Annotated in this window: 16 protein-coding genes; 15 read left to right on the forward strand and 1 reads right to left on the reverse strand. The window is 56.1% G+C overall.

The genetic code is table 11. The features are described 5' to 3' along the window. The first annotated feature begins 42 nt into the window (after positions 1-42). From corC to rihA, 7 genes are all read left to right on the forward strand, one after another. Positions 43-921 (forward strand): CNNM family magnesium/cobalt transport protein CorC, encoded by an 879-nt coding sequence (gene corC, locus OSH03_RS06030; protein ID WP_021242574.1) that lies wholly within the window; start codon positions 43-45, stop codon positions 919-921. A 5-nt stretch (positions 922-926) separates the two neighbouring features. Then, on the forward strand, positions 927-2,465 hold the full coding sequence (lnt, locus tag OSH03_RS06035; RefSeq protein ID WP_266178531.1) for an apolipoprotein N-acyltransferase: 1,539 nt from the start codon (positions 927-929) through the stop codon (positions 2,463-2,465). Between the two features lie 401 nt (positions 2,466-2,866). After that, on the forward strand, positions 2,867-3,772 hold the full coding sequence (locus OSH03_RS06040; protein WP_014831086.1) for an amino acid ABC transporter substrate-binding protein: 906 nt from the start codon (positions 2,867-2,869) through the stop codon (positions 3,770-3,772). A 155-nt stretch (positions 3,773-3,927) separates the two neighbouring features. Next, positions 3,928-4,668: an amino acid ABC transporter permease gene (locus OSH03_RS06045; protein ID WP_028012347.1), complete on the forward strand. Its 741-nt coding sequence runs from the start codon at positions 3,928-3,930 to the stop codon at positions 4,666-4,668. Next, positions 4,668-5,342, forward strand: a complete 675-nt coding sequence (gene gltK, locus OSH03_RS06050) for a glutamate/aspartate ABC transporter permease GltK (protein WP_028012346.1) — start codon at positions 4,668-4,670, stop codon at positions 5,340-5,342. The genes OSH03_RS06045 and gltK overlap by 1 nt, the downstream gene beginning before the upstream one ends. Further along, entirely contained in the window at positions 5,342-6,067 is a 726-nt protein-coding gene (locus tag OSH03_RS06055; protein ID WP_014883001.1) for an amino acid ABC transporter ATP-binding protein, read from the forward strand. The genes gltK and OSH03_RS06055 overlap by 1 nt, the downstream gene beginning before the upstream one ends. Positions 6,068-6,187: 120 nt before the next feature. Beyond that, positions 6,188-7,129: a pyrimidine-specific ribonucleoside hydrolase RihA gene (gene rihA / locus OSH03_RS06060; RefSeq protein WP_266178532.1), complete on the forward strand. Its 942-nt coding sequence runs from the start codon at positions 6,188-6,190 to the stop codon at positions 7,127-7,129. A gap of 54 nt (positions 7,130-7,183) precedes the next feature. Here rihA and OSH03_RS06065 read toward each other — a convergent pair whose 3' ends face one another. Further along, positions 7,184-7,666, reverse strand: coding sequence for a zinc ribbon-containing protein (locus OSH03_RS06065; protein WP_028012343.1), 483 nt, complete (start codon positions 7,664-7,666; stop codon positions 7,184-7,186). 216 nt (positions 7,667-7,882) lie between these two features. On the opposite strand from OSH03_RS06065, the gene leuS reads away from it, so the two are divergent. From leuS to mrdB, 8 genes are all read left to right on the forward strand, one after another. Next, on the forward strand, positions 7,883-10,465 hold the full coding sequence (leuS, locus tag OSH03_RS06070) for a leucine--tRNA ligase (RefSeq protein ID WP_266178533.1): 2,583 nt from the start codon (positions 7,883-7,885) through the stop codon (positions 10,463-10,465). A gap of 14 nt (positions 10,466-10,479) precedes the next feature. Further along, positions 10,480-11,049 carry an LPS assembly lipoprotein LptE gene (gene lptE, locus OSH03_RS06075; RefSeq protein WP_045630867.1) on the forward strand — a complete coding sequence of 190 codons (570 nt, stop codon included), beginning with the start codon at positions 10,480-10,482 and terminating at the stop codon, positions 11,047-11,049. Beyond that, complete coding sequence (holA, locus tag OSH03_RS06080; protein ID WP_253543473.1) at positions 11,049-12,080, forward strand: DNA polymerase III subunit delta; 1,032 nt, start codon at positions 11,049-11,051, stop codon at positions 12,078-12,080. Before lptE ends, holA begins: the two co-directional genes overlap by 1 nt. Continuing rightward, positions 12,073-12,738 carry a nicotinate-nucleotide adenylyltransferase gene (nadD, locus tag OSH03_RS06085; RefSeq protein WP_151412731.1) on the forward strand — a complete coding sequence of 222 codons (666 nt, stop codon included), beginning with the start codon at positions 12,073-12,075 and terminating at the stop codon, positions 12,736-12,738. The genes holA and nadD overlap by 8 nt, the downstream gene beginning before the upstream one ends. Before the next feature lie 268 nt (positions 12,739-13,006). Further along, entirely contained in the window at positions 13,007-13,324 is a 318-nt protein-coding gene (gene rsfS, locus OSH03_RS06090; RefSeq protein ID WP_003858696.1) for a ribosome silencing factor, read from the forward strand. 3 nt (positions 13,325-13,327) lie between these two features. Beyond that, the gene (rlmH, locus tag OSH03_RS06095; RefSeq protein WP_003858701.1) at positions 13,328-13,795 is read left to right on the forward strand and encodes a 23S rRNA (pseudouridine(1915)-N(3))-methyltransferase RlmH; all 468 of its coding nucleotides are present in this window, start codon (positions 13,328-13,330) and stop codon (positions 13,793-13,795) included. Positions 13,796-13,823: 28 nt separating this feature from the next. After that, positions 13,824-15,725 (forward strand): peptidoglycan DD-transpeptidase MrdA, encoded by a 1,902-nt coding sequence (gene mrdA / locus OSH03_RS06100; protein WP_028012338.1) that lies wholly within the window; start codon positions 13,824-13,826, stop codon positions 15,723-15,725. Positions 15,726-15,727: 2 nt separating this feature from the next. Further along, positions 15,728-16,840, forward strand: a complete 1,113-nt coding sequence (gene mrdB, locus OSH03_RS06105) for a peptidoglycan glycosyltransferase MrdB (RefSeq protein ID WP_042715186.1) — start codon at positions 15,728-15,730, stop codon at positions 16,838-16,840. The last annotated feature ends 13 nt before the right edge of the window (positions 16,841-16,853 follow it).

Genomic DNA, 16,853 nt, shown 5'->3' on the forward strand with positions numbered 1-16,853 from the left:
GCGGTTAACGTTGAACTAACAAGAGAACCCTTAACAAACGCCATGAGCGACGACAATTCACACAGTAGCGACACGACAACCAGTAAAAAGGGATTTTTCTCCCTCATTCTGAACCAGCTTTTCCACGGCGAACCGAAAAACCGTGATGAACTGCTGGAGCTGATTCGTGATTCCGGGCAGAACGACCTTATCGACGAAGATACGCGCGAAATGCTCGAAGGGGTGATGGACATCGCCGACCAGCGCGTCCGCGACATCATGATCCCCCGCTCGCAGATGATCACCCTGAAACGTAACCAGACGCTGGACGAGTGCCTCGATGTGATCATCGAATCCGCCCACTCGCGTTTTCCGGTCATCAGCGAAGATAAAGATCACATCGAAGGGATTTTGATGGCCAAAGATCTGCTGCCGTTTATGCGCAGCGATGCCGAAGCCTTCAGCATGGAAAAAGTGTTACGCCAGGCCGTGGTTGTGCCGGAAAGTAAACGTGTGGATCGGATGCTGAAAGAGTTTCGCTCTCAGCGTTACCACATGGCGATTGTTATTGATGAATTCGGCGGCGTCTCAGGTCTTGTCACGATCGAAGATATTCTTGAGCTGATCGTGGGCGAAATTGAAGACGAGTACGACGAAGAAGAGGATATCGACTTCCGTCAGCTCAGCCGCCACACCTGGACCGTGCGCGCGCTGGCCTCGATTGAAGACTTCAACGACGCCTTCGGTACCCACTTCAGCGATGAAGAGGTCGATACCATTGGTGGGCTGGTGATGCAGGCCTTTGGCCATCTTCCGGCGCGCGGTGAGACCGTTGACATCGACGGTTACCAGTTCAAAGTGGCAATGGCCGACAGCAGACGTATTATACAGGTTCACGTCAGAACGCCGGACGATTCACCGGTGCCAAAACTGGAAGATTAATGTAAATGGCATTTGCCCCATTGCTTGAACGCCAGCGCGTCCGTTTGCTGCTGGCGCTGTTACTCGGAGCCAGCGGTACGCTGGCTTTTTCTCCTTACGATATCTGGCCCGCCGCCATTCTCTCCCTGATGGGGCTTCAGGGATTAACCCTGAATCGTCGTCCGGTACAGGCCGCTGCCATCGGCTACTTCTGGGGGCTGGGGCTGTTTGGTTCCGGCATTAACTGGGTCTACGTCAGCATCGCCCAGTTTGGCGGGATGCCGGGGCCGGTTAACGTCTTCCTGGTCGTCCTGCTCGCCGCCTATCTCTCGCTCTATACCGGTCTGTTCGCCGGCATTCTCTCTCGCCTGTGGCCTAAAACCACCTGGCTGCGCGTCGCCATTGCCGCGCCGGTTGTCTGGCAGATTACCGAGTTCCTTCGCGGCTGGGTACTGACCGGCTTCCCGTGGCTGCAGTTCGGCTACAGCCAGATTGACGGCCCGCTAAAAGGGCTGGCGCCGGTCATGGGCGTTGAAGCGATTAACTTCCTGCTGATGGTGGTGAGCGGCCTGCTGGTGCTGGCGCTGGTCACGCGCGGCTGGAAGCCGCTGGTTGCTGCGCTGGTGCTGTTCGCCCTGCCCTTCCCGCTGCACTATATCCAGTGGTTCACGCCCGAGCCCGAGCGCGCCATGCAGGTTTCCATGGTGCAGGGGAATATCCCGCAGTCCATGAAGTGGGACGAAAAAGAGCTGCTGAACACGCTGAAGATCTACGCCAACGCTACCGAAGAGGTGATGGGTAAATCGCAGCTGATTATCTGGCCGGAATCCGCTATTCCCGATCTGGAAATTAACCAGCAGCCGTTCCTGAACATGATGAACGACCTGCTGGTGGCGCGCGGCAGCACGCTGATTACCGGCATTGTTGATGCACGTCTGAACCAGCAGAACCGCTACGACACCTACAACACCATTATTACGCTCGGCAAAGACAGCGAATACAGCTACCACTCCACCGACCGGTACAACAAGAACCACCTGGTGCCGTTCGGTGAATTTGTGCCGCTGGAGTCGATCCTGCGTCCGCTGGCACCGTTCTTTGACCTGCCGATGTCCTCCTTCAGCCGCGGCCCGTACGTTCAGCCCCAGCTGCACGCGCACGGTCTGGCCCTGACGGCCGCTATCTGCTACGAAATTATCCTCGGCGAGCAGGTACGGGATAACTTCCGTCCGGATACCGACTATCTGCTGACCATCTCCAACGATGCGTGGTTCGGGAAGTCTATCGGCCCGTGGCAGCACTTCCAGATGGCGCGCATGCGTTCCCTGGAGCTGGCGCGCCCGCTGCTGCGCAGCACCAACAACGGCATCACCGCGGTGATTGGTCCGCAGGGTGAAATCCAGGCCATGATCCCGCAGTTTACGCGCGAAGTGTTGACCACTCACGTCACGCCAACCACGGGGCTGACGCCGTACGCCCGCACCGGCAACTGGCCGCTGTGGATCCTGAGCGCGCTGTTTGGCTTTGGGGCTGTGCTGATGAGCCTTCGTCAGCGTCGGAAATAATCTTACCCCTCACCTGGCCCTCTCCCCATAGGGGAGAGGGAAGAATCCTGTACACATTTCAATTTCCCGCTCCGCCTTTTCCCCTCTCCCTTCCTGGGAGAGGGGAAATCCTGGCACGCCTATTGCTTTGTTTATTCACGCAAACGCAGTTTGGCTTAACGTGCAACCTTGTCGCACCAGCGTAGATCGTCGGTAGCACCGAAACGGTGCAACGGGAGATTATTGCCTCTGAATGGTGCGGCGCGCTTCGCAAAAATAAACAATAACGCAGCAAAATCTTTACATTAAGCCAGACTAAATGTTAACAAGCTTGCATAACACTGCACTCGCATTGCGCGAGATATAACAACATCACAATGGGTATCAATGCGTCACTGGCGCTGATAAGAAAGGAGTTGGGTATGCAATTACGTAAACTGGCCACAGCAATGCTGGTTATGGGAATGTCCGCAGGCGTGGTTCACGCTGAAGACGCTCCGGCAGCAGGCAGCACTCTCGACAAGATTGCCAAAAACGGCGTCATCGTGGTCGGCCACCGTGAATCTTCCGTCCCGTTCTCTTACTACGACAACACGCAAAAAGTCGTGGGCTATTCACAGGATTACTCCAACGCTATCGTTGAAGCTGTGAAGAAAAAGCTGAACAAACCTGACCTGCAGGTGAAGCTGATCCCAATCACTTCACAGAACCGTATTCCACTGCTGCAAAACGGCACCTTTGACTTCGAGTGTGGCTCCACCACCAACAACCTCGAGCGTCAAAAACAGGCGGCCTTCTCTGACACCATCTTTGTCGTGGGCACCCGTCTGCTGACCAAGAAGGGCGGTGCGATCAAAGACTTTGCTGACCTGAAAGGCAAAGCGGTCGTTGTGACCTCCGGTACCACTTCTGAAGTCCTGCTGCACAAGCTGAACGACGAGAAGAAAATGGATATGCGCATCATCAGCGCGAAAGACCATGGCGACTCCTTCCGTACGCTGGAAAGCGGTCGTGCCGTCGCGTTTATGATGGATGACGCCCTGCTGGCGGGCGAACGTGCGAAGGCGAAGAAACCAGACAACTGGGATATCGTCGGTACCGCGCAGTCTAAAGAAGCCTACGGCTGTATGCTGCGTAAAGACGATCCGCAGTTCAAAAAGCTGATCGATGACACTATCGCTCAGGTGCAGACCTCCGGCGAAGCGGAAAAATGGTTCGACAAATGGTTCAAGAACCCGATTCCACCAAAAAATCTCAATATGAACTTTGAACTGTCTGACGACATGAAAGCGCTGTTCAAATCTCCAAATGACAAGGCTCTTAACTAATTAGAACAACAGGGGCGGGATCTCCTGCCCTCTCGATTGTCGGGAAGCATGGACAGACTATACGCTGAGTGGTCGTTCCCCACTCAGCGCGAAAAATGAGCTTCTCACCAATCTTCGAGGGTAGCGCTGCTACCCTCTTTTTTCTGGAGTTTATTATGTCAATAGACTGGAACTGGGGCATATTCCTGCAACAAGCCCCGTTCGGCAACACCACCTATCTTGGCTGGCTGTGGAGCGGCTTTCAGGTTACCGTGGCATTATCGATAACGGCGTGGATTATCGCGTTTCTTGTCGGTTCTTTGTTCGGTATTCTGCGCACCGTCCCTAACCGTTTCCTTTCAACAATAGGCACTCTGTATGTGGAACTGTTCCGTAACGTTCCGCTCATCGTGCAGTTCTTTACCTGGTATCTGGTCATCCCGGAACTGCTGCCGGAAAATATTGGCATGTGGTTCAAGTCGGAGCTGGATCCGAACGTGCAGTTCTTTGTCTCCTCCATGATGTGTCTGGGGCTGTTTACCGCTGCGCGCGTTTGCGAGCAGGTGCGTGCCGCCATTCAGTCATTGCCGCGTGGACAAAAAAATGCGGGCCTGGCGATGGGCCTGACCCTGCCACAAACCTACCGCTACGTGCTGCTGCCTAACGCCTACCGCGTTATCGTTCCACCAATGACCTCTGAGATGATGAACCTGGTGAAAAACTCGGCCATCGCCTCAACCATCGGCCTGGTGGATATGGCTGCACAGGCAGGCAAGCTGCTGGATTACTCCGCTCACGCGTGGGAATCCTTCACCGCGATCACGCTCGCCTATGTTCTGATTAACGCTTTCATCATGCTGGTGATGAACCTGGTTGAACGCAAAGTACGCCTGCCGGGCAATCTGGGGGGCAAATAATGTACGAATTTGACTGGAGTTCTATTGTTCCATCCATGCCTTACCTGCTCGATGGCCTGGTGATTACCTTAAAGATCACCGCGATCGCTATCGTCGTGGGTATCGTCTGGGGCACCCTGCTGGCCGTCATGCGCCTGTCGAGCTTTAAGCCGCTCGCCTGGTTTGCGACTGCCTACGTTAACGTCTTCCGCTCCATCCCGCTGGTGATGGTGCTGCTGTGGTTTTATCTGATTGTTCCCGGCTTCTTACAGAACGTGCTGGGGCTGTCGCCGAAAACCGATATCCGCCTGATCTCTGCGATGGTGGCGTTCTCGATGTTTGAGGCCGCTTACTACTCAGAGATTATCCGTGCGGGTATTCAGAGTATCTCCCGTGGGCAGTCCAGCGCCGCGCTGGCGCTGGGAATGACGCACTGGCAGTCCATGCAGCTCATCATTCTGCCGCAGGCGTTTCGCGCCATGGTTCCGCTCCTGCTGACCCAGGGTATCGTGCTGTTCCAGGATACCTCTCTGGTTTACGTTCTGAGCCTGGCGGACTTCTTCCGTACCGCGTCGACCATCGGTGAACGTGATGGTACGCAGGTCGAGATGGTGCTCTTCGCGGGTGCGGTCTATTTTGTGATTAGTTTAAGCGCGTCGCTGTTGGTCAGCTGGCTGAAGAAAAGGACGGTATAATGATTTCCCTGAAAAATGTTTCTAAATGGTATGGGCACTTTCAGGTGCTGACCGACTGCTCCACCGAAGTCAAAAAAGGCGACGTGGTGGTGGTGTGCGGGCCGTCCGGTTCCGGTAAGTCCACGCTGATCAAAACCGTTAATGGGCTGGAGCCCGTGCAGCAGGGCGAAATTGTTGTTAACGGCACGAAAGTGAACGACAAGAAAACCAACCTGGCCCAGCTTCGCTCTCACGTCGGCATGGTGTTCCAGCATTTTGAGCTGTTCCCTCATCTCTCCATTATCGAGAACCTGACGCTGGCGCAGGTCAAAGTGCTCAAGCGTGATAAAAAAGCGTCGCGCGAAAAGGGGCTGAAGCTTCTGGAGCGCGTGGGGCTTTCTGCACATGCCGATAAGTTCCCGGCACAGCTTTCCGGCGGCCAGCAGCAGCGTGTGGCGATTGCGCGCGCGCTGTGCATGGATCCGGTGGCGATGCTGTTCGATGAGCCGACGTCGGCGCTCGATCCGGAAATGATCAACGAAGTGCTGGACGTGATGGTCGAGCTGGCGCACGAAGGGATGACCATGATGGTGGTGACGCACGAAATGGGCTTCGCCCGTAAAGTGGCCAACCGCGTGATCTTTATGGACGAAGGGAAAATTGTCGAAGACTCACCGAAAGAAGAGTTCTTCGCCAACCCGAAATCCGAACGCGCCAAAGATTTCCTCGCAAAAATCCTGCACTAATCTTCCCGGTGCGCAATCTGCGGATTGCGCACTGCTTCACGCTTTCACTCAGTTCCTCTCGTCGGCGTCACACTGCAGCGTTAACCTTGTCACAAAATAACGCTACGTATGGAGAACGCTATGGCACAGCCAATTATTCTCGATTGCGATCCGGGTCATGATGACGCGATCGCTCTCGTCCTCACACTTGCCTCCCCTGAACTGGACGTAAAAGCCGTCACCTCGTCCGCTGGAAACCAAACGCCGGACAAAACCCTGCGCAACGTTTTACGAATGCTGACGCTGCTTAACCGCGTCGATATTCCCGTCGCCGGCGGGGCCGTGAAGCCGCTGATGCGCGAGCTGATCATTGCCGACAACGTTCATGGCGAAAGCGGGCTGGACGGTCCGGCACTGCCGGAGCCGGGCTTTGCGCCGCAAAACTGCACCGCCGTGGAGCTGATGGCGAAGGTGCTGCGTGAAAGCACGGAGCCCGTAACGCTGGTCGCCACCGGACCGCAAACCAACGTTGCGCTGCTGCTGAACAGCCATCCGGAACTGCACGGTAAAATCGCCCGTATTGTGATTATGGGCGGCGCGTTGGGGCTGGGGAACTGGACGCCTGCAGCGGAGTTCAACATCTTTGTCGACCCGGAAGCCGCGGAAATTGTTTTCCAGTCGGGTTTACCAATTGTGATGGCGGGGCTGGATGTTACCCACCGTGCGCAGATTATGGCGGACGATATTGAACGCTTCCGCGCCGTGGGCAACCCGGTTGCGACAACCGTAGCCGAGCTGCTCGATTTCTTTATGGAGTACCACAAAACCGAGAAATGGGGCTTCCACGGCGCGCCGCTGCATGACCCGTGCACCATCGCCTGGCTGCTGAAGCCTGACATGTTTACCACGGTGGAGCGTTGGGTTGGCGTGGAGACGCAGGGGAAATACACCCAGGGGATGACGGTGGTGGATTACTATTCGCTGACGGGGAATAAACCGAATACGACGCTGATGGTGGATATCGACCGGGAGGCGTTTGTGGATTTACTGGCAGAGAGGCTGGCTTACTATAGTGCGGCCTGATGCCCCCACCCTGGCCCTCTCCCACCGGGAGAGGGAACAAACCTGCGCTTTTACTTATGGCTCAAACGGCCGACGCTGGAACTGATCGTGCCCGCACTTCGGACACAGCGGCAACACATCCGGCGTGTATACCGCAATATGGTGATGGCACTTCTCGCACACCAGGTTCCCCAGCCCCACCACTTCACCGCTCTGGTAGACGCCGTGGTGGTTCAAGTCCTGGAACACCTCACGCCACTCCAGCTGGGTTTTATCGGTAATATCCGCCAGCTCCTGCCACAGGCTCTCTTTGATCACCCGCATAAAGACGCTGTCGGCAATCTCATCCTGGCTCTCTTCGTAGCTGCGCGCGAACTCTTCCAGATCGCGGCGTACGGCGCGCGTCACCTCTTCCACTTCGGTTCGCGTTAACTCACCCGTTTGCGTCACCCGTTCACGCGCCTGTTCGACCAGCGCGTCAATATCGCGCTCGCCGTTACGCAGCCGTTCCGTCAGTGTCGCCACCAGTTCGCGGTAAAATTGAGCAACCTTGTTCATCATTTTGCCTCCCGGGTAAGTAACTATTTCTAATAATAGACCTTATTTCGCCGCCGCTTTGTCAGGTGAAGCACAGACCCGGTAAATTCCTGCAAAGTGCAATTGCGCGAAAGGCTGTTTTGACGCGGGCGTTTGGGCTATGCTATGCGGATCTGAATTACCACATCCATTGGCTACATTTTTGTAGCTGTATTGAACACAGGACCACTGGCTGCCATGCAAGAGCAATACCGCCCGGAAGAGATAGAATCAAAAGTCCAGCAACACTGGGACGAGAAGCGCACCTTTGAAGTAACCGAAGACGAGAGCAAAGAGAAGTATTACTGCCTGTCGATGCTTCCCTATCCTTCTGGTCGACTACACATGGGCCACGTGCGTAACTACACCATCGGTGATGTGATCGCCCGTTACCAGCGCATGCTGGGCAAAAACGTTCTGCAGCCAATCGGCTGGGATGCGTTCGGCCTGCCTGCAGAAGGCGCAGCGGTTAAAAACAATACCGCTCCGGCACCGTGGACGTATGACAACATCGCGTACATGAAAAACCAGCTCAAAATGCTGGGCTTCGGCTATGACTGGAGCCGCGAGCTGGCGACCTGTACCCCGGAATACTACCGCTGGGAGCAGAAGTTCTTCACCGAGCTGTACAAAAAAGGCCTGGTATACAAGAAGACCTCTGCCGTTAACTGGTGCCCGAATGACCAGACCGTTCTGGCGAACGAGCAGGTTATCGACGGCTGCTGCTGGCGCTGCGACACCAAAGTTGAGCGTAAAGAGATCCCGCAGTGGTTTATTAAAATCACCGCTTACGCTGACGAACTGCTGAACGATCTGGATACGCTGGACCACTGGCCTGACACCGTTAAGACCATGCAGCGCAACTGGATCGGCCGTTCTGAAGGCGTGGAAATTACCTTCAACGTTGAGAACTACGATCAGACCCTGACCGTCTACACCACTCGTCCGGACACCTTCATGGGCGCGACCTATCTGGCCGTGGCCGCAGGTCACCCGCTGGCGCAGAAAGCGGCAGAGAACAACCCGGAACTGGCCACCTTCATCGACGAATGCCGCAACACCAAAGTGGCCGAAGCCGACATGGCGACGATGGAGAAAAAAGGCGTTGCGACGGGCTTCTATGCCAAGCACCCGCTGACGGGCGAAGCGATCCCTGTCTGGGCAGCAAACTTCGTGCTGATGGAGTACGGTACAGGTGCCGTCATGGCCGTTCCGGGTCACGATCAGCGCGACTACGAGTTTGCCACCAAATACAACCTGCCGATTAAAGCCGTCATTCTGGCCGCCGATGGTTCTGAACCTGACCTGTCCGAGCAGGCGCTGACCGAAAAAGGCACCCTGTTCAACTCCGGCGAATTCAGCGGCCTGAGCTTCGAAGAGGGCTTCAACGCCATCGCCGATAAGCTGGCCTCACTGGGCGTGGGCGAGCGTAAAGTGAACTTCCGTCTGCGCGACTGGGGCGTTTCCCGTCAGCGTTACTGGGGTGCTCCAATTCCAATGGTGACCCTGAAAGACGGCACCGTAATGCCAACGCCTGAAGATCAGCTGCCGGTGATCCTGCCGGAAGACGTGGTTATGGACGGCATCACCAGCCCGATCAAAGCCGATCCTGAGTGGGCCAAAACCACCGTCAACGGCCAACCTGCGCTGCGTGAAACCGACACCTTTGACACCTTTATGGAGTCGTCCTGGTACTACGCGCGCTACACCTGCCCGCAGTACAAAGAAGGCATGCTGGATTCTGACGCCGCCAACTACTGGCTGCCGGTAGATATCTATATTGGTGGTATCGAACACGCCATCATGCACCTGCTCTACTTCCGCTTCTTCCATAAGCTGATGCGCGATGCCGGCATGGTGAACTCTGACGAGCCCGCTAAACAGCTGCTGTGCCAGGGTATGGTGCTGGCAGACGCCTTCTACTACGTTGGCGCGAACGGCGAGCGCAACTGGGTTTCTCCGGTTGATGCCATCGTTGAGCGCGACGAGAAAGGCCGTATCGTGAAGGCGACAGACGCTGAAGGTCATGAACTGGTTTATACCGGCATGAGCAAGATGTCCAAGTCTAAGAACAACGGTATCGACCCGCAGGTGATGGTTGAGCGTTACGGCGCTGACACCGTGCGTCTGTTCATGATGTTTGCTTCTCCGGCTGATATGACGCTGGAGTGGCAGGAATCCGGCGTGGAAGGCGCGAACCGCTTCCTGAAACGCGTCTGGAAACTGGTGTACGAACACACCGCACAGGGTGATGCCCCGGCACTGAACGCCGCTGCGCTGAGCGAAGATCAGCAGGCGCTGCGTCGTGATGTTCATAAAACGATTGCGAAAGTGACCGATGATATTGGTCGTCGTCAGACCTTCAATACCGCAATTGCGGCTATTATGGAACTGATGAACAAGCTGGCGAAAGCCCCGCAGGACGGCGAGCAGGATCGTGCCATCATGCGTGAAGCGCTGCTGGCCGTGGTTCGCATGCTTAACCCGTTCACGCCACACGTCAGCTTCACCCTGTGGCAGGAGCTGAAAGGCGAAGGCGATATCGACAACGCGCCGTGGCCGGTGGCTGACGAAGCAGCGATGGTAGAAAACACCACGCTGGTGGTGGTCCAGGTCAACGGCAAAGTCCGTGGTAAAATTACCGTGGCGGTCGATGCAACCGAAGATCAGGTTCGCGAGCGCGCGGGCCAGGAACCTCTGGTTGCGAAATATCTTGAGGGCGTTACCTTACGTAAAGCGATCTACGTACCGGGTAAACTGCTCAATCTGGTCGTTGGCTAAGCGCGGGAGGAAACGTGCGACAACTGGCAACAATACTCTTATCTCTGGCGGTGCTTGTCACCGCTGGCTGTGGCTGGCACCTGCGCAACACCACGGCGGTGCCCGCTGAGATGAAAACAATGATCTTTGATTCCGGGGATCCAAACGGCCCGCTCAGCCGGGCAATCCGCAATCAGCTGCGTCTGAATGGCGTTGAGCTTATCGAGAAAGGTACGCTGCGCCAGGATGTACCATCTCTGCGCGTACTGGGAATGACGCTGGGACAGGATACGGCGTCCATCTTCCAGGACGGCCGCACGGCTGAATATCAGATGGTGCTGTCGGTCAACGCGGCTGTACTGATCCCGGGTAAAGACATCTATCCGATCAGCGCAAAAGTGTATCGTTCGTTCTTTGATAACCCGCAAACGGCGCTGGCAAAAGATGCTGAACAGCAGATTATCATCAACGAAATGTACGACAAGGCGGCGGAGCAGCTGATCCGCAAACTGCCAGGTATTGCAGCGTCTAACAGAGAAGGCTCTGACATTATTGAAAAACCGGATGCCAGCACGCCTCCTGTTTCTACCTCTCTGGGTAAATGATGATCAGGCTGTATCCTGAACAACTCCGCGCGCAGCTCAATGAAGGGCTGCGCGCGGCGTATCTGCTGCTCGGAAACGATCCGTTACTCCTTCAGGAAAGCCTGGATGCCGTGCGGCATGCGGCCGCCGCTCAGGGCTTTGATGAACACCATACCGTCCAGGTGGATAACTCCACCGACTGGAATGCCCTCTTCTCACTCTGTCAGGCGATGAGCCTTTTTGCGTCACGCCAGACAATCCAGATCCTGCTGCCGGAGAACGGCCCTAACGCGGCCATCAATGAGCAACTCGCCACCCTGGTGAGTCTGTTACACAGCGATCTGCTGCTGATTGTGCGCGGCAGCAAGCTCACCAAAGCGCAGGAAAATGCGGCGTGGTTCACCCAGCTCGCGACCCACGCGGTGCAGGTCACCTGCCAGACGCCTGAACAGGCGCATCTGCCAAAATGGGTGGCGGCAAGGGCAAAGCAGAACAACCTTCAGCTGGACGATGCGGCGAACCAGCTGCTCTGCTACTGCTATGAAGGCAACCTGCTGGCTCTGGCACAGGCGCTGGACAGGCTTTCCCTGCTCTGGCCGGACGGCAAGCTGACCTTACCGCGCGTTGAGCAGGCGGTTAACGATGCCGCACACTTCACGCCGTTCCACTGGGTGGATGCACTGTTGTCGGCGAAAAGCAAACGCGCCCTGCATATTCTCCAGCAGCTGCGCCTGGAGGGCAGTGAACCCGTCATTCTGCTGCGCACGCTGCAGCGCGAACTGTTGCTGCTGATAACGCTCAAGCGCCAGTCGGCCCACGCGCCGTTACGCTCCCTGTTTGATAAACACCGGGTATGGCAAAACCGTCGGGCAATGACCACCGAGGCCATCAACCGCCTGAGCCATGAACAGCTGCGTCAGGCTGTGCAGCTTCTGATGCGCGCCGAGCTCACCCTGAAACAAGATTACGGCCAGTCGGTGTGGGCGGAGCTGGAAAGCCTTTCCCTGCTGCTCTGCCACAAGGCGCTGGCTGACGTATTTATTGATGGATAGTATGCACTCTTTACAGGCTCTGTATGGCGGCACCTTTGACCCGGTACATTACGGGCATCTGAAGCCGGTAGAAATTCTGGCAAATCTGATCGGCCTGCAGCGCGTTACCATCATGCCCAATAATGTTCCGCCGCATCGCCCTCAGCCAGAGGCGACCAGCGAGCAGCGAAAAGAGATGCTCGCTCTGGCTATCGCGGATAAGCCGCTCTTCAGGCTGGATGAACGGGAACTGCGTCGCGACACCCCCTCGTGGACGTCGCAAACGCTGCAGGAGTGGCGGGCCGAACAGGGGCCTGACCAGCCGCTCGCCTTTATCATCGGTCAGGACTCCCTGCTCAACTTCCCCACGTGGCACAAGTATGAAACCATTCTGGAGAACAGCCACCTGCTCGTCTGCCGCCGTCCGGGATACCCGCTGACCATGCGCGAAGCGCAATATCAGCAGTGGCTTGAAGACCACCTGACCGATAACGTGGAAGATCTTCACAACCAGCCCGCCGGGAAGATCTATCTGGCAGAGACGCCTTGGTTCGACATCTCTGCGACCCTTATTCGCGAGCGTTTACAGCAGGGTTTAGCCTGTGACGATCTGCTGCCCGCCCCGGTGTTGTCGTATATTCATACGCACGGGTTGTATCAGAAAACCGCAGATAAATAGCCGGAAGGCATAAAAAGCAGCATATTGATTATCCTGCCTTGACAGGTTAAGCCATACTGTTATCCTCCGCTGCCAGACTTTCCCGCCGATCGTTGCTTTACAGAAATTGTTTTACAAAAATGGCGATGCAATCTCAGGCGGAGGGTGGGATGATACCCGCCTTCAAAAGCCCGGACGGTGACATTTGTCCCGACAGGGGCGTCAGTTCAGGTATACTGTCTGGCCACGAATTCATAGTTGTACAATCTCATTCACCCAGGGGGAAAACTTGCAGGGTAAAGCACTCCAGGATTTTGTTATCGACAAAATTGATGACCTGAAAGGTCAGGACATCATCGCTATCGACGTTAAGGGTAAATCCAGTATTACCGACTGCATGATTATCTGCACCGGTACCTCTACGCGTCATGTTGTTTCGATTGCCGACCATGTGGTTCAGGAATCGCGCGCAGCAGGACTGTTACCGCTTGGCGTTGAAGGTGAAGCGACCGCTGACTGGGTGGTTGTTGACCTCGGCGATGTGATTGTCCACGTCATGCAGGAAGAGAGCCGTCGCCTGTATGAGCTGGAAAAACTCTGGGGTTAATGCGTGAAGTTGCAGCTGGTCGCCGTCGGCACCAAAATGCCGGACTGGGTACAAACCGGTTTTACTGAGTATCTGCGTCGTTTTCCTAAAGATATGCCGTTCGAACTGGTGGAAATTCCCGCCGGGAAGCGCGGCAAGAACGCGGATATCAAACGTATTCTCGATAAAGAGGGTGAACTGATGCTGGCTGCCGCAGGCAAGAACCGCATCGTCACCCTTGATATTCCAGGTAAACCCTGGGATACGCCGCAGCTGGCGCACGAACTGGAGCGCTGGAAGCAGGATGGCCGCGACGTCAGTCTGTTGATTGGTGGACCTGAAGGGTTATCCCCCGCCTGCAAAGCGGCAGCAGAACAAAGTTGGTCTCTCTCTGCGCTGACGCTGCCCCACCCGCTCGTTCGGGTCCTGGTGGCGGAAAGCTTGTATCGCGCGTGGAGCATTACTACCAACCACCCCTATCACCGCGAGTAATGACTGACCAGGGTAGATTAAGCAGCGGATGAAACTACAGAATTCTTTTCGCGACTATACGGCTGAGTCCGCGCTGTTTGTGCGCCGGGCGCTGGTCGCCTTTACGGGGATTTTGCTGCTTACCGGCGTGCTGATCGCCAACCTTTATAATCTGCAAATTGTCCGCTTTACCGATTACCAGACGCGTTCAAACGAAAACCGCATTAAGCTGGTGCCTATCGCGCCCAGCCGCGGCATTATCTACGACCGTAACGGCACCCCGCTGGCGTTAAACCGCACCATCTATCAGGTCGAGATGATGCCGGAGAAAGTTGATAACGTGCAGAATACGCTGGAGGCGCTAAGAAGCGTTGTCGATCTTAACGATGATGATATCGCGGCCTTCAAAAAAGAGCGCGCCCGCTCCCACCGTTTCACCTCCATCCCGGTGAAAACCAACCTGACGGAAGTCCAGGTCGCCCGTTTTGCGGTGAACCAGTACCGCTTCCCCGGCGTGGAAGTGAAGGGTTACAAGCGTCGCTATTACCCTTACGGCTCCGCGCTAACGCATGTGATTGGCTACGTTTCCAAGATTAACGATAAAGACGTTGAGCGCCTCGATAAAGACGGCAAGCTGGCGAACTACGCCGCGACGCACGATATCGGCAAGCTGGGGATTGAACGCTACTACGAAGATGTCCTGCACGGGCAGACCGGCTACGAAGAAGTTGAGGTTAACAACCGTGGCCGCGTCATCCGCCAGCTTAAAGAAGTACCGCCTCAGGCGGGGCACGACGTCTATCTGACGCTCGATCTCAAACTGCAGCAGTATATTGAAACCCTGCTGGCGGGCAGCCGCGCCGCCGTGGTGGTCACCGACCCGCGCACCGGCGGCATTCTGGCCATGGTTTCTATGCCAAGCTATGACCCGAACCTCTTTGTTGACGGCATCTCCAGCAAAGACTACTCCGGCCTGCTGAATGACCCTAACACCCCGCTGGTGAACCGCGCCACGCAAGGCGTTTACCCGCCGGCATCAACGGTTAAACCGTACGTGGCGGTCTCAGCGCTGAGCGCGGGCGTCATTAACCGCAATACCAGCCTGTTTGACCCGGGCTGGTGGCAGCTGCCCGGCTCTGAAAAACGCTATCGCGACTGGAAGAAATGGGGCCACGGCCATCTGAACGTCACGAAATCTCTGGAAGAGTCTGCGGATACCTTCTTCTATCAGGTGGCGTATGACATGGGCATTGACCGCCTGTCTGAGTGGATGAGCAAATTCGGCTACGGACACTACACCGGCGTGGATCTGGCAGAGGAACGGTCAGGCAACATGCCAACCCGCGAGTGGAAGCTGAAGCGCTTTAAAAAGCCGTGGTATCAGGGGGATACCATACCGGTGGGTATCGGCCAGGGCTACTGGACGGCCACCCCGCTTCAGATGAACAAAGCGATGATGATCCTCATTAACGACGGCGTGGTTAAAGTTCCGCATCTGTTGCAAAGCACCGTTGAAGACGGCAAAAAAGTGCCGTGGGTGCAACCCCATGAAGCGCCGGTGGGCGACATCCATTCCGGCTTCTGGGAAATAGCGAAAGACGGTATGTACGGTGTGGCAAACCGTCCAAACGGAACCGCGCACAAGTATTTCGCAGGTACGCCATATAAAGTGGCCGCGAAATCCGGTACGGCGCAGGTCTTTGGTCTGAAAGCCAATGAAACCTATAACGCACACCGCATTGCCGAACGTCTGCGTGACCATAAGCTGATGACGGCGTTTGCCCCTTATGATAACCCGCAGGTGGCGGTGGCGATGATTCTGGAGAACGGCGGCGCTGGCCCGGCGGTTGGGACCATCATGCGCCAGATTCTGGACCACATTATGCTGGGTGATAACAACACCGAACTGCCGGCTGAAAACCCGGCCGCCGCTGCGGCGGAGGACCAATAATCATGACGGATAATCCAAATAAAAAATCGCTGTGGGATAAAATTCACATCGACCCAGCCATGCTGCTGATCCTGCTGGCCCTGCTGGTTTACAGCGCCCTGGTTATCTGGAGCGCCAGCGGCCAGGACATCGGCATGATGGAACGCAAGATCGGCCAGATCGCGATGGGTCTGGTCATTATGGTGGTAATGGCGCAGATCCCGCCGCGCGTCTATGAAGGCTGGGCACCCTATCTCTACATCTTCTGTATTATTTTGCTGGTGGCGGTAGATGCGTTCGGTGCCATCTCAAAAGGGGCACAGCGCTGGCTGGATCTGGGCATAGTCCGTTTCCAGCCCTCGGAGATTGCAAAAATCGCGGTTCCGCTGATGGTAGCGCGCTTTATCAACCGCGACGTCTGCCCGCCGTCGCTGAAAAACACCGCTATCGCCCTGGTGCTGATATTCCTGCCGACGCTGCTGGTTGCGGCGCAGCCTGACCTCGGCACCTCGATCCTTATCGCCCTCTCCGGCCTGTTTGTCCTGTTCCTCTCGGGCTTAAGCTGGCGTCTGATCGGTATCGCGGTGGTGCTGGTTGCAGCGTTTATCCCTATCCTGTGGTTCTTCCTGATGCATGACTACCAGCGCCAGCGCGTCATGATGCTTCTCGATCCGGAAACCGATCCGCTCGGTGCGGGCTATCATATTATTCAGTCCAAAATTGCGATTGGCTCCGGCGGGCTGCGCGGTAAAGGCTGGCTGCACGGTACCCAGTCTCAGCTGGAGTTTTTACCGGAACGCCACACCGACTTTATCTTTGCGGTACTGGCAGAAGAGCTGGGGCTGGTTGGCATCCTGATCCTGCTGGCGCTCTACGTGCTGCTCATCATGCGAGGATTGTGGATTGCGGCCCGCGCGCAAACCACCTTCGGCCGCGTCATGGCGGGCGGACTGATGTTGATTTTATTCGTTTATGTCTTCGTAAATATTGGTATGGTGAGTGGTATTCTGCCGGTGGTAGGCGTACCGCTACCATTGGTGAGTTACGGAGGCTCGGCACTGATCGTGTTGATGGCCGGGTTTGGTATCGTGATGTCGATCCATACCCACAGAAAAATGTTGTCAAAAAGCGTATAAAAATAAGGGGATC

Origin of the sequence: Enterobacter nematophilus (assembly GCF_026344075.1) — a bacterium.
Lineage (GTDB): Bacteria > Pseudomonadota > Gammaproteobacteria > Enterobacterales > Enterobacteriaceae > Enterobacter > Enterobacter nematophilus.

Bases quoted from the DNA above. Each gene is read 5' to 3' on its own strand.
- corC (WP_021242574.1), top strand. From the start codon at position 43: ATGAGCGACGACAATTCACACAGTAGCGACACGACAACCAGTAAAAAG.
- lnt (WP_266178531.1), top strand. From the start codon at position 927: ATGGCATTTGCCCCATTGCTTGAACGCCAGCGCGTCCGTTTGCTGCTG.
- OSH03_RS06040 (WP_014831086.1), top strand. From the start codon at position 2,867: ATGCAATTACGTAAACTGGCCACAGCAATGCTGGTTATGGGAATGTCC.
- OSH03_RS06045 (WP_028012347.1), top strand. From the start codon at position 3,928: ATGTCAATAGACTGGAACTGGGGCATATTCCTGCAACAAGCCCCGTTC.
- gltK (WP_028012346.1), top strand. From the start codon at position 4,668: ATGTACGAATTTGACTGGAGTTCTATTGTTCCATCCATGCCTTACCTG.
- OSH03_RS06055 (WP_014883001.1), top strand. From the start codon at position 5,342: ATGATTTCCCTGAAAAATGTTTCTAAATGGTATGGGCACTTTCAGGTG.
- rihA (WP_266178532.1), top strand. From the start codon at position 6,188: ATGGCACAGCCAATTATTCTCGATTGCGATCCGGGTCATGATGACGCG.
- OSH03_RS06065 (WP_028012343.1), bottom strand. From the start codon at position 7,666: ATGAACAAGGTTGCTCAATTTTACCGCGAACTGGTGGCGACACTGACG.
- leuS (WP_266178533.1), top strand. From the start codon at position 7,883: ATGCAAGAGCAATACCGCCCGGAAGAGATAGAATCAAAAGTCCAGCAA.
- holA (WP_253543473.1), top strand. From the start codon at position 11,049: ATGATCAGGCTGTATCCTGAACAACTCCGCGCGCAGCTCAATGAAGGG.
- nadD (WP_151412731.1), top strand. From the start codon at position 12,073: ATGGATAGTATGCACTCTTTACAGGCTCTGTATGGCGGCACCTTTGAC.
- mrdA (WP_028012338.1), top strand. From the start codon at position 13,824: ATGAAACTACAGAATTCTTTTCGCGACTATACGGCTGAGTCCGCGCTG.
- mrdB (WP_042715186.1), top strand. From the start codon at position 15,728: ATGACGGATAATCCAAATAAAAAATCGCTGTGGGATAAAATTCACATC.